Source organism: Pedobacter sp. BAL39, assembly GCF_000170795.1.
Classification (GTDB): Bacteria; Bacteroidota; Bacteroidia; order Sphingobacteriales; family Sphingobacteriaceae; genus Pedobacter.
Window position 1 is genome coordinate 14,484 of sequence record NZ_ABCM01000005.1, and the last position, 25,344, is coordinate 39,827.

Consider the following 25,344-nt stretch of genomic DNA (forward strand, 5'->3'; position numbering starts at 1 on the left):
TTTAGCACCTTATTTCTTGAGCACCTTAAATTCCGTTCTTCTGTTCATGGCCCTTCCTTCAGGGTTATCCTTCCCATCTGAGAACTGGTTTGGCGCCACAGGCTTGGTGAGGCCGTAGCCCTTACTGGTCATCCGCTCCGCAGGAATGCCTTTGGTCACCAGGTAATCCAGGCATGACTGCGCTCTTCTGTTGGAAAGGTCCATATTGTATTCGGCAGTCCCCTTATTGTCGGTATGCGCACTCAGCTCAATGTCAATATCAGGGTTGTCTATCAGGATGGTATACAGATAATCCAGTTTTCCTTTGGAGAGCTCCGTCAGATCAGCCTTATCAAATTCATAGAGTACGTCCTTCAAAACAATAGGCTTCTCAGGCTCAAATGGGGTAAGGCAAATTTCCTCACTGAAGAGTGTGTCTTTCTGTGCCAGCTGATCATAGGAATAGCTCAGGGTCTTGATAAAATACTTTGCCCTTTCTGCCGTGATCTTCAGCAGGCGGTTGGAGTTCACACGGAAGCTATATTTCCCGTCTTTGCCGGTTGTGAACTTAAACTTCTGAAGAGAATCATCCAGGGTCACCACGACATTCTCGAGCGGCTTTTTCGTATCACAGTCGATAATGGCACCGTTTATACCCAGGAACTCGCGTTTCATATGAAAGATCTCCAGACAGCAGAGCGACTCGCGATCTGAGCTGATGTAGCCCTCATTGTCATTGTCATCCAATGGTGTAAAGTAGAGGTCGTCTTTTGAAGAATTAAAAGGATATCCCAGGTTACGTGGCTCCGACCAGCTGTCAAAATCCCCCTCGCTCTCAAAGAAGTCGAATCCTCCGAGCCCCACCTTTCCATTGCTACTGTACAGCAGTTTTTTGGTTTTCGCATTGTAGTACGGCGCTTCCTCATCACCGGCAGTATTAATTGTACTGCCCATATTTACAGCCTGGCCCAAAGAGCCGTCGGGACGTATGGCACAATACCAGAGGTCATACTTTCCAAATCCTCCGGGCCTGTCGGACGAGAAGATGAGGTATTTGCCATTTTTGGTCACCGAGGGCTGCATCGCGTTAAAGCCTTTGATGTTCACGTTGCTCCCGAGCTCTGCAGGTGCAGACCAGCCGGCGGATCCCGCAGCAGGTGCTGCTGAATTCAACTGATAAATTTTGCGTGTATCCTTGGCGCTCCAGCCAGTGATGAACATCACCTTACCACTGGGAAGAAAAGCAGGGGTAGCCGTTTCCTGATCCTTCGCCAGTGCCGGGATCTTTTTGATAGAGATCGTTTCCGTTAAAGGGTTTCCTGAAGTCTCATAAATCGCATTCACGTAGGGCGATTGTTTCTTACTTACTTTTGCATCATTTCGCTGATCAGAAAGCACCTGTGTTTTGCCGGAGGTATTTACTGGTCTCGAAGAGGTGAAATAAAAATTGTTACCCGTTTGAAGCGGGGTATAATTGGAGCCGGCCTGATTAATATCATTTTTAAGTTTAGCAGTGCGAAAGAGCCTGGGATGGCTCACCTCAAACAGTGCAAACTGACATGAGGCGATTTCTGTTTTTGTACGTGATGCATATTCATCTTTGAGGTCATATTTTCTCTGAAACACCTGAAAGGCAGCAATGGCTTCATCATACCGTTGATTGGCCCTGAGAGTCACACCATACCAGAAAGGACTAAGTGCATACCTCGGGTTCGTAAATTCATTTGCCAGGGCATACCACTTTTCGGCATCGGTAAAGTTTTTATATAACCTCAATGATTCTGCCAGCTGGAATACGCTATATTCATAATCATCTTTTTTAGGGCTTTCTTCTTTGATCTTGTTCTCAAAGCCGAAAGGGATAAAAAAACCTGAACTGTCCGGCGATATCTGCAAGGCTTTTTTATAGTATTCTGCGGCTGCGTAGTACTCTTTGTTCTGGAAGTATACATCAGCTACGCGTTTGCTGTTGGTAACAAACTGGGCATGTGCTGCTGTAGTCAATAAACATAGAATAAGTAAAATTTTAAGTTTCATATCGCTGTAGGTTATAATCGTGGACAAAAGAAATTGGGGCCGATGATGCCTCCCCTTCTGGTGAAAGAGATGGATAGCTCCAGACCTCCCTGGCTACCCGTTGCCCTGTTGAGTGTAGAAGTATTGAAATCGTAGCTCAAACCAAATACCATATTCCGGATGTTGAGGCCAAAGAAAGCAATCGCTGCATCATCAAACCGGTAATTGGTACCAAACATCAGGTCAGTTTCATTGTTGAGCATCAGCTTGCCATAAGCACCTACAGAAGTCTCCTTAGCATTGCCCTGTGTCATGTATAATGCATTAGGTGTCACATCCAGCATCTCCGTAACCTTTACCCTGGCACCGCCATGCGCAGCATAACGGATAGGCATCCTCACATCCTCACCCAGGAACTTATCCACCGGGCGTGTAAGGTGGGCAGCCATGGCCCCCGCAAACACATTCATACGTTGATCTGAATTGCCATCGAAATACATAAACCCAAAGTTCACGTCAGGCACGAAGGTATTCGATGAAGCAAACCCTTCCCTGATGCCAAATCCGGGATCATATCCCGTGACCGGATTATACTGGCTGCCCAGGGTAATCTTGGAGGCATCGAAGCTCTTGTTGAGGATCCCTGCCTGAAGACCAAAGTTGATCATATTTTGCCCTGTCTGACCGAAATGAATCCTATAGGCACCGGAAACAAGCGCATTGAGGTGGTTGTAACTCAGCTCACCGGCATTCTGGTTCAGCACCATCGCCCCCAGGGCGAAGTTTTTAACCGGGGCCATGTCAAACGACGCGCCCCCGGTTAGGAATGAGTTAGAAATTGCCCCCCATTGTTGCTTTGCATTCAGGGAAAGCCTGTACTCACCATCAATGACCCCCGTAAGTGCAGGATTCAGCCATAAGGGGTGGGCATAATACTGGGAGAAGTGAGGGTCAATCTGAGCGACACTCTTTCCTGTCATCATGCTTAAAAACGTTCCTACAATTAATATTCTGATCAGGTTCTTCATCACAAATTTGTTTTTTATGTTCGTGGAAATGATAGTATGTTGTTTCGGAAGCATCATTATCTCAATAGTGTTATGGTTCCTTTTTTAGTTGTCTTAGTGCCATCGTTAAACTCGGCCTCGAGCATATACACATAGACACCATTCGGCTGCAGCTCTCCTTTGTAGGTACCATCCCATCCACTTTGGGTTGCCAGCGACTGGAACAGGAACTGTCCCCACTGGTTGTAGACCCTCAGTGTCATCTTGGCGATGGTATTTCCGTAGACATAGAAGATGTCATTCTGCCCGTCGTTATTCGGCGTAAACGTGTTTGGAATGAACACTTCGTTGCCCTGCGGATTGCTCGCCCTTGCAGTGAGGGTGGTCGCATCGCTGGTCTGACAATCCAGCTGACCGAGGGCCCTGACGCGGATGGTTACTGCCTGGTCTGGTTTTAATCCTGTAACCAGGTGTGACGTTCCCGCAGTACCTGAACTTGGCGAGAACCAGGTCACGCCGTTGTCGAGTGACACTTCATAAGCTGTAGCTCCCGTTACCGCAGGCCACACAAAGTTGATGCTCGTCGCTGTCGGCTGTGCGGTCACTACCGGAGCATCGAGCTTAGGCAGGATCGTGACCACTACCGGTGTACGCGTTGCACTGATACATCCGGTTGCGGTATTGATACTACCCACATAATAGGTGGTCGTGGCATTGATCGAAGGAATGGTAAAGGTATCTCCTTCCGCTAATGGTGTACCTCCTACCTGAACACTGAACCACTGGTAGGTGAATGCTGCATTCGGGCCGTTCACAGACAATACCGCAGCAGTTGATTCGCAGATTGGGTTTGTAGCACCGTTCACCGCTGTTGGTGCCACAGGCAACGCAAGCGGTGTCACTGTCACTGCTGTGCGGCCGGTACTGGTACATGTTGCTGTTGATGCCTCTACATAGAACACCGTTACTGCGCTGATTGGCGCTGTGGTAAAGTCTGCACCAGAACCAAGTGAGGTTCCGCCAGTAGGCTGACTATACCAGTTGTAGGTTACGTTTTGCTGCGGGTTGGATACACCCAGTACCGCTGTACTTCCAGCGCAGGTGTTTACTGCTGCTGACGTTACCGTTGGTGTAAGTGGTTTTGGTGACACCGTGACCGTTACTTTCACACGGCCGGTGTTACTGCCACATCCTGAAGCACTCAGTGCCAGCACATAGTAATCTTTTGTTGCGTTTAGGATATCTGTAGTATAAGAAGCCCCTTCTGCAAGCATTGTTCCGCCTGCCGCTGCATCATACCATTGGTAGGTAATACCTGCCTGGGCATTCTGAATGGTGAGTGTAGTACGTTCGCCAGAGCAGATTGCTGCACCACCGTTGGTCACAATAGGCACATCAGGCAATGGGTTAACAGTGATGGTTACTGCTCTAGCTGTGGCGGCTGAATTTTCACACTTGTTGTCTCCTTTTACGGTAACATAGAAGGTGGTGGTAACGGTTAGTGTGCGTACCAGCTGAGGTCCAGTTAGGATCGCATCTGTCAGCGCGGCATCACTATACCAGGTGAATACTGGATTAGTTACCGTAGTACTGCTCGCATTAAGGGTTACTTCTGCACCGGCACAGAATGGCACATCGGCACCGGACACCACAATGTCTGAAGCAAGTGCCGGCGGGTTCACAGTCACAAGGACAGAAGCGCGTGCAGCACTGGTACAGGTTGTGGATACCGCCTCAACATAGAAGCTTCTGTTAGCCGTGATCACAGGCGTGGTAAAGTTTGACCCCTGACCAAGCACTGTTCCACCTGCCGCTGCATCGTACCAGTTGTAGGTCACTCCGGATACAGGATTTGCTACGCTCAGCATCACCACATTACCACTGCAGGTGCTCAGCGTGGCGGTAGTAACAGCTGGAGTTGACGGCCTTGCAGCCACGGTAACGGTAGCTTTCACCCTTCCGGTAGCGTTTGTGCAGCCAGAAGCACTGCGTGCCTGCACGAAATACTCACGTGTAGCGCTCAGCATGTCTGTGAGATAAGAGGTGCCTTCTGCCAACAGGGAGCCACCTACAGCAGCATCGTACCATTGATAGGTGATGCCGGCCTGAGGATTCTGGATGCTCAGTGTGGCGCGGTCGCCAGCACAGATATTTGCACCGCCATTGGCTACCACAGGCGCATCTGGCGCAGGGTTGACGGTGACAGTAATAGCTCTGGCAGTGCCAGGCAGGTTTTCGCATTTATTGGCACCTTTTACGGTAACATAGAAAGTGGTCGTAACGTTTAGTGTACGGGTAAAGTCAGCACCTGTAAAGAGTGGGTCTGACAATGCCGCATCGGAGTACCACGTAAACACAGGACTGGTCACGGTTGTGCTTGTTGCGTTGAGGGTGACCTCAGTACCTGCACAGAATGGCAGCGCTGCACCGGACACAATCAGGTCGGCTGCCGTTGCCGGCGGATTGACCACAAGGGTCAGCACTTTGGCATCACCTACACGGTTCTCACACCTGTCGGCGGCACTCACTGTTACATAGAAGGTAGTTGTTTGTGTTAATGTAGGACGGAATACAGGCCCGCTGAACTCGAGGTCAGTCAGGGTCGCATCATTGTACCAGTTAAAAATGGCGCCACTCAGCGTACTGCTGGCAGTGAGTATGGCTTCGGTACCTGCGCAGAAAGGCGCGTCGTTTCCGGCAACATCAATATCTGCAGGAAGCGCATAAGGTGAAACCGTTACGGTTACAGCCCTCGCCGCACCAGGCAGGTTATCACATTTATTGGCACCACTTACGGTAACGTAATAAGTGGTTGTTGCATTCAGTACAGGCGTAACAAATGTAGTGCCCATGAAAGCAATGTCTGTCAGCTGTGCATCGTTGTACCAGATAAAGACCGGTCCGGTGATTGTCGTGCTGGATGCAGTAAGTGTAGCCCTGCCTCCCGCGCATAGACGTACATTGTCGCCGCTGACATCAATATCAGCAGCAATCGAAGTAGGGTTAAGCGTCAGGCTAACCACCCTCGCATCAGCAGGATCATTAGGACAGAAGTTGTCTCCCCTGACAATCACATAGTAGTTGACATCTGCAGTCACCACTGGTGAGAAGGTTGCACTGGTAGACACCGGCGTGGTGCCCAGCTGTGCATCCGAATACCAGAAGAACTGAGGATTGATGACATTAACAGCTGTAGCCGTAAGTGTCGCCGTAGATCCGGCACAGAAAGCACCTGCGCCAGTAACTGTGATGTTGGCGGCTGTAGCTTTTGGATTTACGGTAACCGTAACTTCCTTAGCTGCGCCTGGTAGATTTGCACACTTGTTATCTCCGCTGACCACCACATAGAAGGTGGTCGTTTGGGTTAGCGTTGGGCTGTAAGTAGGCAGATTAGAAACATTTTGGGTAAGTGCTGCATCTGCGAACCATGCAAAGACAGGGTTCGTCACTGTTGCAGTAGAGGCCGTCAGCGTAACCTGTGCCCCAGCACAAACAGAGGCATCGGCGCCTGCAATGGTGATGTCGTCCTGTGTGGCAGTAGGTTTCACGGTGACGACAACAGCTTTCGCATTTTGCGGACTTGCAGGACACCTGTTGCTTCCCGTCACAGTGACGTAAAATGTAGTGGTCTGACTCACTGTCGGTGTATACAGGGCTACATTTGAGACAACGTTGGTCAGGGCAGCATCACTGTACCAGGTAAATACTGGACTAGTAACATCAGGAGCACTTGCCAACAGGTTGGCAACAGTTCCTGCGCACAGCGGCAGGTCTGCACCGGTAACAGTGATGTCCTGTTGAGTGGCAAATGGATTGACAATTAAAGTAATGGCCGTACGTGCTGCAGTGCTGACACATGCATTGCCGTTGACAGCTGCAACATAATAAGTATATGTTCCCGGAACCAGCGTTGCAGGAGTCGTATAAGTGTCTGTATTGGCTGCAAGCAGATTACCATTTACCGCTGCATCGTACCAGTTGAAAGATACCCCTGTAACAGGTACTACACCAAGCGCAACCGCAGTGTTAGGGCATGTTGATGGTGGATTCTGGCCCAGAGCTACCGGAGCTGTCGGTGCAGCCAGTACCGTGAGTGTTACTTTCGTTTTCGCACTTTCGCAGTTGTTGCGATTGGCTGTCACATAATAATCATAAGTGCCGGCAGTAAGTGTTGCACTGGTAGGGAAAGTATCTCCCGTTCCCGCCGGGGAGGTTGCGGTTCCGATATACCAGTTATAGGTAATTCCGGCCACAGGATTTGACACCCTCAGGGTCGCGGCGGTACCTACGCAGGCAGATGCGTTCGCACTTTGTACCACCGGTGCTACCAGCACACGCTGTGCATAATTGAAGTCCAGAGAATTCAGGACGGATGCCAGACCTGATCTGAGGCGAAGCTCTACACCATCAAACTGGGCAGTTGGCACAAAGGAGAAAATCGCTGCACTATTGTCGCTCAGCAGGTTCAGTTGTATTGCAGGGTTGCTGGCGACTTGCGTATCGTTATTGCTGACCAGCCCTTTAAAGGTTGTAAATTCAATAGATGGCAATACCGCCAGAGAAAGCAGTTTACCAGGTGAAGTGACGCTGATGCGTACGGTGTCCCCAACGGTAGACAAGCCTGTGAAACCAACGTGCTGATAGATGGATGCACCAAGGGCACCGACAGGCATCACGAAAGAGGAAGCACTTGCCGCGTTATTGTCAGCGGCCTGTCCGGGATTAAATACCGCGCTTAACAGTGCTACACCATCAACCCCATCCCTGATGGCGATAGTTGCAGGCTCACAAGGAACATCTGTCGGTGTTCCCACAGGCAATACTGTTACCTGAGCAGCAGTACGTGTTGCCGCGATACATCCACCCGGAACGTAAGCTTCCACATAATAAGTAACGACGATAGGTGTTGCACCCGGATTTGTCAGTACAGGGGTTACATAACGGGCATCATTAGACAACACTGTCGTTCCTGCTGCCGAGTCATACCACCTGAACATGGCACCACTGGTGCTCGACGATGCAGTGAGTACCGCCGGCGTTCCGGAAAGGATCGTCACAGATGTTGGCGTCACGACAGCCGGATCGAGTGCACCCACATCGATAGTGGCTGAGGTAGCCGCAGAAGGTACACCGCAGCTATTTTCTGCTCTGACAGAGTAGTTAGCTGTTGTGGTCACATTGCTCACGGTGAATGTAGGTCCGTCCTGGTTGGCCTGATATACATTGGCACCATCGTACCATTTGTAAGTCACACCAACAATAGGATCTTTCACAGCCAGGGTTACATTGCTTCCTGCACAGGTCCTGACATCGTCAGATACCAATACCGGTGCTGCCGGAGCAGGTGTCACGGTAACTTCTACGGGTGTTCTGTAGCTGGTACATCCATTGGCATTGCTGGATTCCAGGAGGAACCTGATGTTGGCCGTTAAAGGATCCGTGGTATAGGAAGTACCGGTAGCGAGCAATGTTGTGCCGGTAGCATTGTACCACCTGTAAGTCAATGCCGGATTCGGATTATTTACCGTAAGTGTGGTAGTTTGTGTTGCACAGGCTGTTGTACCTGCGGTATTAGCTGTCGGAGCGACCAATATACGCTGCGCATAGTTAAAATCTATAGAGTTGAGCACTCCTGCAACACCTGCATTTAACACCAGCTCTACAGCATCAAAGGTAGCAGTAGGCACAAAAGTAAGGAGCGCCTGGCTATCGTTACTCAGCAGCTGAAGGTTGATCAGTCCGCTGTTGGTCACACCATCATTATTGCTGACACCACCATTGTAGGTGACAAGGCTTGTTCCGGACAATACACCCAGGGAAAGTAGTCTTCCAGGAGTACTGACCAGCACCTTCAGCGTGTCACCAGGCGTAGAAGCTCCGCTTGCAAAGGTCAGTCGCTGAAACACAGACGCACCCAAAGCACCCACTGGCATGACCAGGGAAGAACCTGTCTGCGTATCATTATCTATGGCCAGCTCAGGGTTAAACACACCCGCAAGCAGCGCGACACCACGAACACCTCCGGTTTGCACCGTAGCAGCTTCGCAAGGAACAGGGTTTGGAGAGCCACCTGTATTAACCGTGATGGTCACCTGCACCCTGCCCACCGAAGTACATCCGGTAAGTGTCGACGTTGAAGTCACAAAGTAAGTTGTTGTTGCCGTTAGCGGCGGAGTTACATAGGTAGGGCCTGTATATACAGGAGTCGTTGATGTTGCGGAAGTATACCAGTTGAAGGTCACATCAGCATCAGTAGATGTTGCATTAAGGATGACGGCCTGACCGGCATTCACTGTAGTCGCCGAAGCCTGCAGCTGAGGCAGAGCTACCATTGGGTTCACGGTTACAGGAACGGCTGTACGTGCCGATGCTCCGCAGCCCGGGCTCAGCGCTTCCACATAAAAGGTAGCATTGGTCATCAGGGCTGGTGTAGTATAGGTATCACCACTGAATAAAACGGTTCCTCCTGTTGCTGCATTGTACCAGTTGTAGGTAATACCGGCAACAGGGTTGTTCACTGCCAATGTCGCCGTAGCTCCGTAACATACCGGAAGCACGGTGGCCAGCACAGGTGCTGTTGGCGCAGGGGTTACCGTTACGGTAACAGGTATGCGTTGCGCATTGGCACAGTTATTTTTGACTACTTCAATATAATAAGTAGTCGTAGCGTTCAGCACAGGAGTAGTAAAAGTAGCACCACCAGGCAGCGCATTACCACCTGTTGGCACATCATACCACCTCAGGGTAGTACCACCATTTGCGGTAGCACTTAATGTAGTTGCATTTCCTGCACATATGGTCTGCCCTGTAGCGGCGACGGTTGGATTCGGATAAATAACGGTAGCGCCATAAATGTCAAGACTGCTCAATGCAGCGACAGTCGCGGCAAAGCTGACCTCCACGCGGTCATAGGCTCCACCTGCAAGCAGCGTCGCGGCAAACCTATTGCCGCTCAGCAGCTGAAGGTTCAGCAATGAAGAACTTAGGTTATAGGTAGTGACCACAGATGTTCCATTCATGACACGCACGGTTACGCCGCCGAGTACAGCAACATCTGCCAGCCCTACTGGTGTAGCAAGGTCCAAACGGATACTATCTGTACCCGTTCCTGCGTTGGCGAAGATCAAACGCTGGAAGCCGGTAGCACCTACGCCTACTGAGAGACTGATGCGGGTGAAATTATTCGGATCTGTATCTACAGAATTTCCTGGATCGGTAACACCGCACAGTACACAAAGCAATGCGTTCACACCACTCTGTTGACTGACAGCTGCATTACATGCAGGGTTTACTGGTCCTGCGATCACATTTACGACCACTGGCACCCTGGTAGGGCTTACACAGCCTGATGCATTTTGAGTTTCCACATAATAAGTAGTGGTGGCATTTAAGGCTGGCGTGGTATACGTAGGGCCGGTAGCCAGGGCAGTCCCACCAGTAGGAGTGGCATACCAGCTGATGGTATTTCCAGCTTCAGCAGCAGCATTCAGCGTTGCTGTTTGTCCGGTGCTGATGGTAGTGCTGCCGTTGATCATTGCCAGTGCTGGTGCAGGACGCACCGTTACCGACACTGCAGTACGTGTACTTACTGCAGTTCCTGAAACGCCCTCCACAAAGAAGGTGGTGTTGGCTGATACAGGATCGGTTGTAAAACTTGTACCTGTAGCGACTGCAGTATTTCCAGTAGCAGGGTACCAGTTATAGGTAACACCAGCAACAGGGTTCGAAACCGTAAGTGTCGCAGGTGTTCCCGCACAGACATTTGCTGCAGCGGCTGCTGGCGCAGGGACTCTGACTGCCAGCGTATAATTTGTATTTGTAGTATTTCCGGAGGCATCGCTTGCCGTGATGGTAAAGGTAAATGAGCCTCCCAATGTTGGTGTACCTGCAAATTGTCTGGTGGTACGATTGAAAGTCATTCCCGGAGGAAGATTCGATTCCAGATAAGTATAAGGTCCTGTCCCCCCTGTGACTGCCGGTAAAGTCTGTGCAGTATATGGGCTGCCAACAGTGCCATCTGCAAGCGTCATGCTTGGCAGCGACAATGCACCAATGACACGTACTGAATAGGTAGCGCTCGCTGTTGTGCCGTTAGCATCGGTAACAGTAACAGGGATACTGTAAAGACCAGATTGTGTAGGCGTTCCTGAGATGACACGCGTCGTTCTGTTGAAGGTCAGTCCCGGAGGAAGGCTGCTTTCCAGGTAAGTATAATTTGGCGTACCTCCGGTAGCGGCGGGAAGAGGCTGTGAGGTATAAGGCACCCCGACATTCCCATCAGCCAATGTAGCTGGAGGAAGTACCAATGGATTTCTGATGGCTACAGTATAGTTACTGGTAATGGTATTCCCTTCCGTGTCGGTTACGGTAATTGGGACAGTATAGTTTCCTGCAACTGTAGGTGTACCTGCAATCTCACGGGTTGCAGGGTTAAAGCTCAGCCCCGCGGGCAGTGTTCCTGCAGTGTAAGTATACGTTCCGCTGCCTCCTGTGGCTGCAGGGATGGTTTGTGTTGGATAAGGCTGCCCGACGGTTCCGTTGGCCAATGCGCCACCCGGCAAGACCAGTGGATCACGGACAATAATGGTATAGTTCCCAATAGCAGTGTTGTTATTGGCATCGGTCACCGTAACAGTTACGGTATAGGTACCTGCCTGTGTTGGTGTGCCACTGATGCTGCGAGTATTATTATCAAAGGACAGGCCCGGAGGCAGATTGGTCGCGGCATAGGTGTATGGGCCTGTACCGCCAGTAGCCGCAGGAAGTGTCTGTGTGGGATAAGCAGTGCCCACAATACCGTTTGGTAATGTTGCCGGTGGAAGCTGTAGTGCAGGAGTTACAGTCAGGTTAAATGAAGCTGTCGCAGTACAGCCCTTGCTGTCGGTTGCGACAATGCTGTATCCTGCAGCGGCAGCAATAGCCGTCGGTGTGCCTGAGATCAGTCCTGTTGACGAAAGCACCAGCCCGGCAGGAAGTGTAGTTCCCGGTGCAAGCGTATAAGTAAATGCTGGTGTTCCGCCGGTTGCAGCAGCAAGTTGCTGCGAGTAGGCAGCACCCACAGTTGCGTTGGTCAGTGACGCAGCAGTAAATCCAATGGCAGGATTGACATTTACAGATACCGGCAGACGTACAGGATTAGGACATCCTCCTCTGCTGACTTCTATGTAATAAGTAGTGCTTCCATTTAAGATATCTGTAGTTAATGTATTGCCGGATTGTATAGCTGTTCCTCCTGTGGCCGCGCTGAACCATGCCAGCGTCGTTCCACCGTTAGGTGTTGCCGACAATGTTGTTGCATTTCCCGGGCAGATGTCCAGCCCCGTAGTAGCCACCGTAGGGTTGGGATAAATCACCTGCGCTCCGTAAACGTCCAGTGCGCTAAGTACAGATGCCAGACCTCCAAAGCGTACTTCTACGCGATCATAGACAGCGCCGGCGGCAACGGTGGCATTAAACCTGCTTCCGCCAAGCAAACTGATATTTAATAAAGATGAATTAAGCTGATAAGTCCTTACAACTGTGCTGCCACTCATGACGTTCACCGTAATGGCGCCAAGTACATTTACATCAGCAACGCCGGAAGGAAGTCCCAGACTGAGACGGATGCTGTCTGTCGCAAGTCCCGCTGCAGGAAAGATCAGACGCTGAAAACCCGTAGCAGCTACACCTGCAACCAGACTGATCCTGCTGAAGTTATCCGGATCATTATCTATGGAATTTGTAGCTCCGATAACCTGACAGTTTAAACATACCAATGAGTTAACACCACTCTGCTGTGCATTTGCAGCATTACAGGTAATGCCTGGGGTGACATTGGTCACGTTGACCGTAACGGCGATGCGGTTTACACTCGGACATCCACTGGCACTCAACGTTCCTGTATAGTAAGTGGTATTGGTTGTCAGTTCAGGGGTAGTAAAAGTCGTCCCTGTACCTACAGGCAAACCTCCGGCAGCAGAGGTATACCAGTTTACGGTGCTTCCGGCGGTAGGTGCCGAAGCGGTTAGTACTGCAGTCTGCCCTGATGAGATCGTGACGCTATTCGAAGATACGATGGCATCATCAGGCAAAGGATTTACAGTAACCTCGACCGCTGTGCGGGAAGGGCTGATACATGTTCCGTTTACAGCTTCCAGGTAATAAGTTGTATTTGCAATAAGTGGTGTTGAGGTGGTAAACGAGGTGCCAGTAGCTACCGGCGTTCCACCAGCCGCCGCCGCATACCAGTTATAGGTAATCCCTGTAGCTGGTGTGGTAACGGTAAATACACCTGGGGATCCGGCGCATATCGCAGCGGCAGTTGCCGCGGGAACATCAGGAATTGCGGTAACGGTAACCGCGACACTATCGATATCTGATTCAGCCGTACATCCTGCCTTTTGTGCAGACACATAATAAGTGTAGGTACCAGGACCTATGCCGGTTTCTGAAAAGGTAGACCCGGAAGCACTGGCAAGAGAGATCCTGGTACCTGCGCCTGCTCTGAAATAATTATAGGTAACGCCACTCGTAGGATTGCTCACCGATAGAGAGACGGTAGTGCCACAGACTGAAGCAGCACCGTTGGTCACCCCCGCAAAGGTCGGTTTGGCAACAGTGCGCTGAACTTCGTGAATATTAAGTCCCCCGGACAAGATGTTTCCACCCGCAGCAACCACCTGCCCCATCGTAATCCTCACCCTGTCGAACGGCGCGCCAGGGTTAAAAAATACCGGGACCGCACGTGTATTTGCAAATAAAGTGAGTAAATCCAGGTTTAGTAAGGTGTTTACGCTGACAGGAGTACCAATGGCAGTATTCCCGTTAAAAGCCTGGAAAGTAATGTTATTAAACAAACCTAGTGTGAGAATACTTGGCGGTACAGAAATCACCACCTTCGCATAATCTGTTGCACTGGATACACCATTAAGATAAATAGTTTGCGATACCGTTGAACCGACGCCTACCACCCCGGCCTGCAGCTGGGAGAAGGTATTCATATTTTGATCAACAGCCTGTTGCGGATTTCTGACGAGCTCAGTAAGTGTCACGTTGATTCCGGTAGACTCTCCGTTAGAGGCAAATATAGAAGGTGCACAATTTTCTCCATCAACAGTGAAGGCATGATATACATTCATATTGATTGCCGCACCAAGAGCCAGCCCCAGAAGGTTCCCGCGATAACGCAGGCGCACCATTACTGAATTGTAGTCCTGGTTTGAGGTTACTGCCAGATAAGTCAGCCCGGCCGCATCTCTTACGATCCTGCTGCTGACCTGTGCAGCGGGAACAATCGTCCCTTCGGCGGCGGCAGTAGCTCCTGAATAAGCATCAAGCTGAATAAAGTTTTGATCAAGTAGGCCTGTAAGACTTCCAACCAGATTTAAGAGATCCAGAGAAAGACCTGTGGTAGTGGGTACATCGAAACGTATATAAGTAGTCTGTCCTCCGGTAATTATTGACGGCGACTTGAGCTGGATCCGGCTCTCCCCCTCATATCCTGCTACCAGAATATTGAAGTAACCTGAACTCAACGTCGCAAAGTTACTATTGGCAGATGCAGCGTTTGCCACATTTGTTACACTACCAGCACCAGCACCCGGTGTTTCATTTACCTGACCACCCCCAAGACCGGTGGAATATGCTCTGACACCACTAGCCGGAGTTACGGTTAAATAGTTTCTCGCCTGGGCATACGATTTAAAATTTATTAGCGTTAGAGTAATAAAACCTACGAGAATAAATAACAATCGCATAGGTTTTTTCGGCACGGTAGATGTCCATTTCATATGAGAGGAATTGAGATGATCTGATTTTACTTTGATGCAATTTTAAGGATAGATTGTATGGTATCCATCGTTCGAATTGTTCATTTAAAGCTTCATCGTCAGTCCGTTTATTCATTTTGTTCATTTTCAGAACAAGATACATCCATTATAGGCAGCAAAATTAAAACAAAACACTATCAATCAGCGTTTTACAAAAACAAATACTCTTTCGTTCATTTTATTACTTCAGTCAAACGCGTTCATTATTCTACTGAAAGAGTTATATTCGTTTATATGAAGACAAATTAATGCTCAACCTATAACTGCATATGGAGGAATTATCAACCTTGAGTGAAGTGAAAAGTTTAATCCTGCTAAAAACAGGCATTCGAACCATCACTCCTGCTGATTGCAAACGCATTTCAATCGAGATTAGCAAGACACTGAATAAGAACGTTAGCGAAACTACAATCAAAAGGTTATTTGGCTTTGCCGTAGTAAAACACAACTTCTCAAAATTCACACTGACCACCTTATCAGAGTATGTGAACAGGGAGGAGTCTGAGCGGTGGACGCTAGCCTCTGGTACTGGCGCACCTGAAGGTTCAACCAAGTGGGATGACATCCGGGCTAATGCGAAACGCATCACCGAGTACACTTTGAAAAGCGTCCGCAACAGGTCTGGCATACCCTACGAAATGACCATCAGCCGAAAATTTGCTGAACATGATCTGAACGATTTTTTTAAGAGCAGCTTCAGCTTTACCTGCTTCATCTCGCAACCTGGATATGGAAAGACCATCCTCATGAGCCACCTGGTAGAAAAGTTCTTTACGACTAAAGATGCTACCTACCAGGATTCGAGCGCCCTTTTTCTAACAGTGAACAACTTTTATAATCAGGAACAGCAGTCCATGACCTTTGAGGAGCAGATGAAAGTGCAGCTCAAAATGAATCATAAAGAAAGTCTCCTGGAGTATATTCAAAATAACTATGCGCTGACGGGCAGAAAGTTTGTGATCTTCCTGGATGGCTTTTCTGAGCTCATCATCAAAAAAGATATGAAAAAGCAGTTGTTTGAAAGTATCACTAATTTCATCTGCGCTATAGAAAACATCGACTGTATCAAGCTGGTGATGAGCATGCGCTCTACCACATGGATGCGCTTCTTCGACTGCATCAGACATTCGGCCTTCCTCAAATCAAAATGGTTCCCCGGCAACTACTTCAGCCAGTCGGACGTGAGCAATGTCCCTCCCCTCACCGGAAAGGAAGTAGACATGATCATTTCCAAGGTTAACCCAAATGAGTTCAATGAACTCAGCACCAAACTAAAGTCTCAACTTAAATTTCCGCTATACATACAACTCTACTATCAACTTAAAGAAGAAGATCCCTACTTCATCAATGCCACAAGCATTACCTTTCACGAGCTCATTTCAAGGTTCATTCAGGAAAAGATCTACCGGTCAAACTACTACACGGAAAAAATCCTCTTCCTGAAAAAGGTAATTCAACTTACTGATTACGGAAAGAAAGAAGATACCGTTCCTAAGAACCTGTTGATTGCGGAGCTTTCCGCCTTTAAGAATGCTTATATGGAACTGCTTTCGGAAGGCATCCTCATGGAAGAAAAAAGCCAGGATGACTATCAGCCTAAAGAATATGTCCGGTTCATCTATCCACACATCTTCGAATATTTCCTGTTCATTGAACTGCTCGAAAAATTCCATTTGCAGGTAGACTGGCACTTCTTCCAGCACATCCAGCAGACGTATGAAAATAACAATACCCGCTTTCACCTCCTGCAATGGATTATACGTTTTATCATCAAGATTGGCGACTTTAAATCGCTGAACCATGTGTTCGAACTTCAGCTTGACTATTTTGAGCGCAACTACCTCATGCTGTTTATCGCTGAAAACCTGCGCTTCAGGACCCGGGGAAATCCAGACACCCTTAAACTGCTGACCGCACAGAATCTGCATGAGACTTTAACGCGTCAGCTGATTAATTTTGACTTCGTAGACTCCTGTTATAAAGATGCTGTTGCCGTATTGGCTGAGATTACTGAAGGTGACGAATATAAGATCATCTATCAGTCTATCCTGACCGTCATTGACATCCTGAGCCTGAATGTTGAGCGAATTGCTGAACGACTCGAGATCATCCAGGGAATAAGTGCTGATGACTGGCCCGTGAAACCTTATGATGTTGCAATACTGATCTACAATAAGCTGACCGACCGGGTGCAATCTCATGAACTGCTTACCTCCATCAGAAATTCTGATTTTTCATTTCTCGACAACAACGGCCCCATTGATACAAAAAAAGGCATCTCTTACCTGATGATCCTACTATTGAATATTTTTTACGGCGATGACAGGGGATCGATATTGATCATCGATAAGATCGCCAGGCAGCAACCAGGGTTGTTTTATACCCGCTGTGCATTTACAATTTTTATTTGTAATATCCTGGCACTTTCGCGCTCTAAGGCCATGCCTGGAAAGAAAACGGATCAGATGGAAAGAATCCTGGTACAGATGCACCGCGACAAACAACGATATAAACTTACAGAGTATTCGGCCTCCATCCTGAAACTCATGCAAGCCAATCAATTGAGACTCCGCGGAGAATTTCTGCTGGCTTATGAATACGCAAACGATTGCATTCAGATCTTCAAGAGGAATGACCTTAACCTGAACTGTCTCTGGGCATACGACATCATCATCGCGATTTTTAAAGACCTCAGGGACCAGGGCAAAGTAAATGAATATAAGTATGAAAAGATTTGTTTTATGGAAGACCGCGACATTCCACAGAAAGGATTGATGTAGACCTGATATAAAAAGTACAGCGCCATCTGTCGTGGACAAATGGCGCTGTACTTTTTTTTTAAAAGAGACGAGCTGTTTATTTTTTATATTCAGCAGCAAGCTTCAATGCATTGTAAGCATTTACAATACCGCCCGAAACGCATAGGTCAGCAAAAGGAATATTTTTCACATTGCCATCAGCCTGTTCAACGCTGATCACCTGATCCACCTTTACCACAGACTTCATGATGATGTCTTTCACCTCTACAGCAGTCAGTTTAGGATAATAAGAACGGATCAAGGCCGCAAGACCTGCTACTACAGGTGCCGCCATGCTGGTACCATTCAACTTGCGGTATTGGGATCCCGGAATAGTAGAGTTGATGTTTACTCCAGGAGCAAATACATCTACCGTAGTTTTTCCATAGTTAGAGAAATCCGCTTTAAGAGAATTGTCTTTTTTCCATCCGGAAGCACCTACTGTAATCCATGAAGATGCCAGTTGTCCATCAAGGTATTTTGCTTCAGGGAAGTTTGGCTCTACCTCCAGGTCTTTATTATCATTTCCGGCGGCATGAATCAATAAAACATCTTTTGACACCGCGTATTTCACGGCTTCATCAACAATGGCTTTATCCCAGGAGAAACCTTTACCAAAGCTCATGTTCAGCACTTTTGCACCGTTGTCTACCGCATAACGGATGGAGTTGGCCACATCTTTATCACGTTCATCACCATTCGGTGTACAACGTACGCCCATAATGGCCACATTGTCGGCCACACCCATGATCCCTAAATCATTTGTTCTCACTGCAGCAATGATACCTGCAACGTGTGAACCGTGCATCGCATCCGGACCTGCTACGTCGTTGTTACCATAAAAACGTTCTTTGCTGTTATTAGGATCATCCCCGACAATTGATCTTGGGTCATAATCAACATTCAGGTTATAATCCAGTTGAGATTTGAAATGTTCATAACCAGGTAAAATCTGTGCATTGTAAAATTCCTCGAAGGTAGCATTGCTCAATTGTGCTACCATGATACGTTGCACGTTGCGCTCCATGTCATCAGCAGGTGTAAGATTTTTGAAATCCTGAGCGGTAGGGTTTTCTTTACCCATTTTTTTCACAACAGCATCTATTGCCAGTTTAATACCTTCAAAATTTGCAAGGCCTTGTTTTGCCTCATCAAGTTCTTTCTGAAGCTCTTCTTTATTAGATTGATAAGCTTTGAAGTCAGTCAGTTCTTCTGGTTTAACAGTGCTCTCAGTTGCATTTGCAAATCTTGCATTGTCTCTGCGCACTAAACGGGTAAGTTCCAATGTCTCATTGTTGATAGATCCCTTAGCTGATCCCAGGAAGTTCCAGCCATTGACATCGTCTATGTATCCGTTTTTATCGTCATCCTTACCGTTGCCTGCTTTTTCTTTTTTATTGATCCAAAGGATCGCTTTAAGGTCTTCATGGTTGATGTCTACTCCACCATCTAAAACACCAACAATGACAGATTTAGATTTTTTTCCTTTTAACAGTTCGTTATAAGCCTTTTCTGTACTGATTCCGAAAGTTGTATCCGCAGTAAGATCTAGATTTTGCCAGTTTGGTTTTTGGGCAACCGACACAAACGGTACTGCCGCCAATAAAGACAGACCTACCAATCCACGGTAGAAAAAATTCATTTTTAGTTGATTCATATTTTTAAATTTTGTGCAAAGCTAAGCAATAATACGTTCATGATGATAAATCAAATATGCGACGATCACCAATTTCATTCCCATCTAAACGAAGAAAGCCGGGTAAGATTACCCGGCTTCAAATATTGACTTAATTAATATTGCGTTTTACAGACTATTGCATTGCAAGCACTTCGTAAAAATCTCTGATTCTGTCAAATGATGGATGTAATGAAACTACATCACCAAAAACAAGCAATGCTGGTGTAGAGATGCCATAGTCTTCAACCACTTCAGCAATGGTATCCACAACGGCAATCCTCATCTGCTCGTTTATAGAAGATCCATTTTCAATTACCGCCACAGGAAGTTTGTGTTTTCCTTCATTCTGGAAAATGGCAGCGATTTCACGAATACGGTCAATCCCCATAAGTACCACTACTGTTGCTTTTGACTTTGCCGCAACACAGAGATCAGGTGAAATCTCACCAGCATCGTTGATACCACTCAACACCCAGAAGCTTTCGCTCAGGTTTCTGTAAGTCATGGGTATCCTATGAAGTCCCGGTACACCGAGGGCGCTGGAAATCCCAGGAATAATCTCTGTTACAATGCTATAGGACTCTGCGAAATCTACCTCCTCAAATCCTTTCGCAAAGACGAATGGATCACCACTCTTGAGCCGCACGACGTGGCCAAAGTTCAGGGCGTAATCAATCATGAGTTTATTTACCGCATCCTGCGAAAATGACTCATCGTCCGCTTTGTCACCAACAAATATTTTAATGGCCTTCTCTGGGGCATGATTTAACAATGCTTCATTTACCTGCGCATCATAAATGACTACGTCAGCACAATTGATCGCCTTAACACCTTTTAGGCTGATCAGCTCCGGATCTCCCGGACCAGCACCAACCAACGTAATTTTCGGTTCTCTAACACTGTTTTCTATCTTACTCAAAATCATAGCCTTAAATTTTAAAAGGTATTACATACTTGTTTACAGAAACAAATATACAAAAGACTATAGACTTAGTAGACTTTATTTGAAATTATTTTTTATTCTACCAGAAGATCATCTGTTTCCCGACCAATAACATCGGCGATAGAAGTCTGTGCCAAGACCTTGAGGGTCGCATTTCTGACATCAATGAAGGTTTTTCTGATCCCACAGGTAACCTCATCATGACACTCATCACACTTTCTATAAAATTTAAGACTGGCACAGGGTACCATGGCGATCGGACCATCAGTAATGCGGAGGATGTCTGCAAGGAAAATATCTGCAGCATCTTTATTCAGTGAATATCCACCTCCGGCCCCCTTTTTACTGTACAGGTATCCTGCATTGCGCATATCCAGGAGGATCTGCTCTAAGAATTTTCTGGGAATCATTTCCTGCTCAGCGAGTTTCACAATTTGCATAGGTGGATTTCCAACATTTTTACCGAGCGCAACAAGTGCTTTTATTGCGTATTTAGTTTTCTTAGATAACATAGATCAAAGTTAAGAAAAATCCATTAATTTACTTCAATACACCAATTTGAAGAGCCATTAGGGCAACTTCAGCTAAAGCACTGAAATTATGCCGCAATAGGCTTCAATATGTGGAACTTCTCTACAGTTCCTGCCTGCAGGTTTACCAGATATCACAGTTTAATCGCTATTAACGGTCCTTCTTTGATCTTGGCATTATTATCTCCCAATCTGATGTAATACAGAGCAAATGTTAAATTAAACATATTACTATGAAAAAGATCATTTTATCAGCCGCTTTTTTGGCTTTCGCAGCGATGACGTCTGTTAAGGCAAATGCCACAACAGGTCAGTCCACAGTAATGGTTCAGCAGGATAGTGTTACAAAAACCCCGGTGGAGCTAAAAGATTTGCCAGACGCAGTGAAAACTACACTTGCTTCGGATACTTATAAAGAGTGGACAGCAACGGCGGCATTTCTGGTGGTTAAAGCCGACAAATCTGAATATTATCAGGTAGATGTTAAAAAACTGGAAGAAACCGCTTCTTTAAAATTAACAAAAGAGGGTGCTGTTATTCAATAATTACCAGTAATTAACAAATAATATACTTTACAAAAGCCGGAGTTCCTCCGGCTTTTGTATTTTTGCTGTAATCACCAGAGAGATTTTTTATGGCAAAGATACTGATTATTGAAGACGACCTTACCTTTTCACAGCTGCTGACCAGCTTTCTTAGCAAATATGGGCACGCTCCCGAATCAGCAAATGAGGTCAGAAAAAGTCTGAAACGCATTGAACAGGAAACATTTGACCTTTTTCTGGTAGATTATAGGCTTCCCGACGGGACAGGCTTAGACGTACTTTCCTATCTTAGGGAAAAAAGCCTTACACAGCCCCTCATCATCATGACCAGCTTCAACGATGTCAGGACTGCCGTAAAATCTATCCAGCTTGGTGCCTTTGATTACATCACCAAACCCGTGAACCCCGATGAACTGCTCATGATCATCAACAATGCTTTGGGGAAAAAAGACGAGGTCAAAAAAGAGGAGACCATAACAAATGATGATGCTATAAAAGGGAAAAGTAGTATTGCAGATAAGCTTTATGAGCACATTAACCTGGTTGCCCCTACAGATATGTCTGTGATCATTCAGGGCGAAAGCGGCACTGGTAAAGAGTATGCTGCGAGAACGCTTCACGCGCAAAGTAAAAGAAAAGACAAACCTTTTGTGGCGATCGACTGCGGCGCATTATCTAAAGATCTTGCAGCGAGTGAACTTTTCGGACATGTAAAAGGGGCTTTTACAGGTGCGTCGGGAGATAAAAAAGGACAATTCGAAGTAGCAGATGGCGGCACCTTGTTTTTAGATGAAGTGGGCAACCTCAGCTACGAAGTACAAGTGAAAATGTTGCGGGCACTACAGGAAAGGGTCATACAACCCCTGGGAAGTACAAAAAACATTAAAGTTGATGTCAGAATCATCACTGCAACGAATGATGACCTGAAGTCCAGTGTGGCCAATGGTGCATTCAGGGAAGACCTTTACCATCGTATAAACGAATTCAAGATCCAGTTGCCAGCCTTAAGAGATCGTGGCAACGACATTGACCTTTTCATTAACCACTTTATTAAACTCTCCAACGCAGAGTTGCATCGAAACGTAAAAAACCTGTCCGACGCCGCCAAACAATTGTTGCTGCAATACGATTGGCCCGGAAACCTTCGAGAACTTAAAAATGTGATCAAACGGATGGTATTGCTCACTCCGGGAGAAACGGCTGAAGTCGATTCCCTGCCGGAAGAAATGATCATCTCGATCAATCAGGCACCAAAACCTATTGGAACAGACCTTAAAGCCATCAATGAGACGAATGAGCGCATGCTGATCATAGAGACACTGGTAAAGGTGAAATACAATAAATCAAAAGCCGCAAAGCTGCTCAACATTGACCGTAAAACATTATATAGTAAGATGGAGCGTTATGAAATAGAGTAATTGCCTAGCTGGTATTCTTCAGTAATAAGTAACAGCAGGCGCGACAACTTCTTCAATAGCTGCTGCATTTCCCCGACGAGAGTAGCCTCTTCCAGGCCCTCCTCTGCAACCCGAAGCTCCATCTTCCGGAAGGCCGCTGCAAGCTGAGCAGAACCAAGCTGTGCAATCCTGCCGGCAAGACGGTGGGTCACCAAACGCGCCACATTGTTATCCTGTTCCCGAATTGCCGCATTTAACTCGTTCATGTCCTGCTGACTGTCGTCTACAAACCTCGAAAGAATCAGCCGGAGCTGCTCCTCATCACCAAAGGTCATTTTGATTATTGAACTGAGATTAGGCATGAGCTCCGCATCCTCAGTCTCACTTTCCTGATGAACGCCCTCAACCAGCCCTTGTGCTTCCGCCGATGCGAGCGGCACCTCATTTCGAATCAGTACAGCAGCAACTTCTTCATCCTTAAAAATAGCCAGCAGCTCCACTTCACGGAAAGGTTTCATCACCAGTCCATCGAAACCATTGTTGAGCAGATACTCGCGCTCATCCGGCAATACCTGGGCAGTAATTGCAATAATCCTCACCTCCATACCAACTTCTCCACGCAGTAACCTGCACAGCTCAATACCGTCCATGCCCGGCATGCGCATATCAAGAAGAATGTATTTTACATCCGGTGTCCATTTTTCATCCAATAGCTCATATGGAGTATTGAACCTTCTGTAGCTGATCTGGTTTTTCTCAAAAATAATCCCACAAAGATCGAGGATCAATTCATCATCATCTACAATCCATACCATAAATTCCTTTCGTGAACCAGGGGCAAGAACGACATCAGGCACCAGCTCTCCCGGAGATTCTGACAGTTTAAACGTAAGGTAAACGGTAAATACACTCCCCGCTCCTGGTTTACTTTTCACATAAATTCTACCGCCCTGATTTTCTACCAGTGACTTAATGATCGTCAGGCCCAGACCGGCACCCGACTTATTCAACACTTCATTTTCAGGTCCCTGTACCTGCTCAAATTCATTAAAAATCACGCCTGTTTGTGCCTCTGTGAGCCCGACGCCTGTGTCCCGTACCATAAAGTTAAAATGCAGGTTGTCAAACTGCCGCTTGTAGGAAACAGATAAGACTACCTCACCTTCCAGGGTAAATTTGATCGCATTTCCAATCAGGTTATATAAAATCTGCTTTAAACGGAAGGCATCTCCATTAATAAAACGGAGCTCGTGAAGCTCGATATCCGAAACCAGCCGCAGAGATTTGCGCTCTGCCTGTGGCTGCATGACTGCAATCACTTCATCAAGCAACCTGGCGATGTCGAAAGGCTTGTCGGCAAAGGTAAATTTGCCGGAGATGATCCTGTTGTAATCCAGGATCTCATTGACAATCTGCAGGAGGTGCTCCGAAGAATGATAAATGGCATCAATATCCTTATGATCTGGCTTATCCTGATATTTAATCAACTCTGCATACCCGATAATGGATTGCAAAGGAGTGCGGATCTCGTGGCTCATATTAGACAAAAACCGCTGCTTGGCGCGCCCATGATATTCCGCTTCATCACGTGCAAGTTCCAGTTCTGATCGATACCTGTTACTCTTTGTAATGTCGGTAAGGATAAAATAAAGCAGCATGACCATCAGCAGAAAAAACACCACCATGATGATGGTTATGGTATTTATGCCTGTGTTTACCACGTGTTTGGCCTGAATGCCATTTTGCTCTATCTGTGTAACGACTTCTGATTCCACTTTTCTGAGGATATCAAGCATCTGACTGATCAAACGATTGTTGGCATTAGCCAGTTGTGCTTCTCTACTCAGAAACTGCGCACTCTTCAGCTGCTGTTCTTTCTCAATCGCACGAAGTGACTCCTCAAGACTTTTGGAAATTTTGTCTTCATTGGACAAGGAAATGGTGTCCCTGACAATGTTCTCCTCATTAATGACCTTGTAATCCTTGCTTTCGTCGACATTGCTTTTCCGGCCAAAGAGCCGTTTTAGAAATCCCTTGGCTTTCTCCGCGGAGTAAATGGTGGTGGTTGAGCTGCGCTGCGTGGAGGCTAGCACGGTGCTGTCTGCACGTTCCGCATTCGTATTCACAAGCTCACTCAGCTTTTTCACCTGTGCGGAGAAAGACTTATTGTTGACCAACCCTTCACGTACCTTCAGATAGTTCACAAATTGATTGTCCCGTACCCTCAGCAGACTTTTTATGCTCGCAATGCGCTGTAACTGCACCGAGTCTTCCCCATAAAGCAAACCCAGGGAATCCAATACCAGACGCAGCTGCCTGGATTCCTGAAAAAGCTTACTGTAGTTACCCGGACTGTTATAAGCTTGTTTTTTCTGCTGCTGGTCCAGACGGCTGATCTTCAAAGAAATCAGGTTTACCATCCGAAGTCGCTCACTCGGTGTAGAGATGTTCTCCACAGTGGTCAGCATCTCCTTGAAGGCAACTTTACTTACTCCCCAGGCCATGAGCAGGGCAAAACATGCCAGTAAAAGAGCAATGATGATCTTTCCTTTAATGGCTTTAATGAATGTTTTTTTAGGGCTGCTATTCATGATTGATCTTGAAGGAAACCGGTCCTACGTTTTGGTTCAGCAAAGGACAGCAA

General features: G+C 47.2%; 10 protein-coding genes. 3 read left to right on the plus strand and 7 right to left on the minus strand.

Going from position 1 to position 25,344, the window contains the following annotated elements; all coding sequences use genetic code 11:
- Positions 1–9: 9 nt before the first annotated feature.
- From PBAL39_RS08175 to PBAL39_RS08185, 3 genes are read right to left on the minus strand one after another with little or no spacing between them, the layout of a single operon-like run.
- Positions 10–2,016: an OmpA family protein gene (locus tag PBAL39_RS08175; RefSeq protein ID WP_050784330.1), complete on the minus strand. Its 2,007-nt coding sequence runs from the start codon at positions 2,014–2,016 to the stop codon at positions 10–12.
- Between the two features lie 11 nt (positions 2,017–2,027).
- Positions 2,028–3,023: a PorP/SprF family type IX secretion system membrane protein gene (locus PBAL39_RS08180; protein ID WP_039866332.1), complete on the minus strand. Its 996-nt coding sequence runs from the start codon at positions 3,021–3,023 to the stop codon at positions 2,028–2,030.
- A gap of 56 nt (positions 3,024–3,079) precedes the next feature.
- The gene (locus PBAL39_RS08185; protein ID WP_008240257.1) at positions 3,080–14,770 is read right to left on the minus strand and encodes a putative Ig domain-containing protein; all 11,691 of its coding nucleotides are present in this window, start codon (positions 14,768–14,770) and stop codon (positions 3,080–3,082) included.
- Between the two features lie 308 nt (positions 14,771–15,078).
- Here PBAL39_RS08185 and PBAL39_RS08190 point away from each other — a divergent pair, with 308 nt between their 5' ends.
- Positions 15,079–17,589, plus strand: coding sequence for a hypothetical protein (locus PBAL39_RS08190; protein WP_008240259.1), 2,511 nt, complete (start codon positions 15,079–15,081; stop codon positions 17,587–17,589).
- A gap of 76 nt (positions 17,590–17,665) precedes the next feature.
- Here PBAL39_RS08190 and PBAL39_RS08195 read toward each other — a convergent pair whose 3' ends face one another.
- The 3 genes from PBAL39_RS08195 to PBAL39_RS08205 form a co-directional block, all read right to left on the minus strand.
- Positions 17,666–19,264: a S8 family peptidase gene (locus PBAL39_RS08195; RefSeq protein ID WP_050784331.1), complete on the minus strand. Its 1,599-nt coding sequence runs from the start codon at positions 19,262–19,264 to the stop codon at positions 17,666–17,668.
- A 154-nt stretch (positions 19,265–19,418) separates the two neighbouring features.
- A complete protein-coding gene (cobA, locus tag PBAL39_RS08200) occupies positions 19,419–20,210 on the minus strand; it encodes a uroporphyrinogen-III C-methyltransferase (RefSeq protein WP_008240267.1) in 792 nt (263 codons plus the stop codon).
- 92 nt (positions 20,211–20,302) lie between these two features.
- On the minus strand, positions 20,303–20,740 hold the full coding sequence (locus PBAL39_RS08205; protein ID WP_008240270.1) for an Rrf2 family transcriptional regulator: 438 nt from the start codon (positions 20,738–20,740) through the stop codon (positions 20,303–20,305).
- Positions 20,741–20,991: 251 nt separating this feature from the next.
- On the opposite strand from PBAL39_RS08205, the gene PBAL39_RS08210 reads away from it, so the two are divergent.
- A complete protein-coding gene (locus PBAL39_RS08210; protein WP_008240272.1) occupies positions 20,992–21,303 on the plus strand; it encodes a hypothetical protein in 312 nt (103 codons plus the stop codon).
- An 89-nt stretch (positions 21,304–21,392) separates the two neighbouring features.
- Positions 21,393–22,721 carry a sigma-54 dependent transcriptional regulator gene (locus PBAL39_RS08215; RefSeq protein ID WP_008240274.1) on the plus strand — a complete coding sequence of 443 codons (1,329 nt, stop codon included), beginning with the start codon at positions 21,393–21,395 and terminating at the stop codon, positions 22,719–22,721.
- Here the strand turns inward: PBAL39_RS08215 and PBAL39_RS08220 are convergent.
- A complete protein-coding gene (locus tag PBAL39_RS08220; protein ID WP_008240275.1) occupies positions 22,706–25,291 on the minus strand; it encodes an ATP-binding protein in 2,586 nt (861 codons plus the stop codon). The genes PBAL39_RS08215 and PBAL39_RS08220 overlap by 16 nt on opposite strands.
- Positions 25,292–25,344: the final 53 nt, after the last annotated feature.

Coding starts and splice junctions, on each gene's coding strand:
- PBAL39_RS08175 (WP_050784330.1), bottom strand. CDS start 2,016: ATGAAACTTAAAATTTTACTTATTCTATGTTTATTGACTACAGCAGCA.
- PBAL39_RS08180 (WP_039866332.1), bottom strand. CDS start 3,023: ATGAAGAACCTGATCAGAATATTAATTGTAGGAACGTTTTTAAGCATG.
- PBAL39_RS08185 (WP_008240257.1), bottom strand. CDS start 14,770: ATGAAATGGACATCTACCGTGCCGAAAAAACCTATGCGATTGTTATTT.
- PBAL39_RS08190 (WP_008240259.1), top strand. CDS start 15,079: ATGGAGGAATTATCAACCTTGAGTGAAGTGAAAAGTTTAATCCTGCTA.
- PBAL39_RS08195 (WP_050784331.1), bottom strand. CDS start 19,264: ATGAATCAACTAAAAATGAATTTTTTCTACCGTGGATTGGTAGGTCTG.
- cobA (WP_008240267.1), bottom strand. CDS start 20,210: ATGATTTTGAGTAAGATAGAAAACAGTGTTAGAGAACCGAAAATTACG.
- PBAL39_RS08205 (WP_008240270.1), bottom strand. CDS start 20,740: ATGTTATCTAAGAAAACTAAATACGCAATAAAAGCACTTGTTGCGCTC.
- PBAL39_RS08210 (WP_008240272.1), top strand. CDS start 20,992: ATGAAAAAGATCATTTTATCAGCCGCTTTTTTGGCTTTCGCAGCGATG.
- PBAL39_RS08215 (WP_008240274.1), top strand. CDS start 21,393: ATGGCAAAGATACTGATTATTGAAGACGACCTTACCTTTTCACAGCTG.
- PBAL39_RS08220 (WP_008240275.1), bottom strand. CDS start 25,291: ATGAATAGCAGCCCTAAAAAAACATTCATTAAAGCCATTAAAGGAAAG.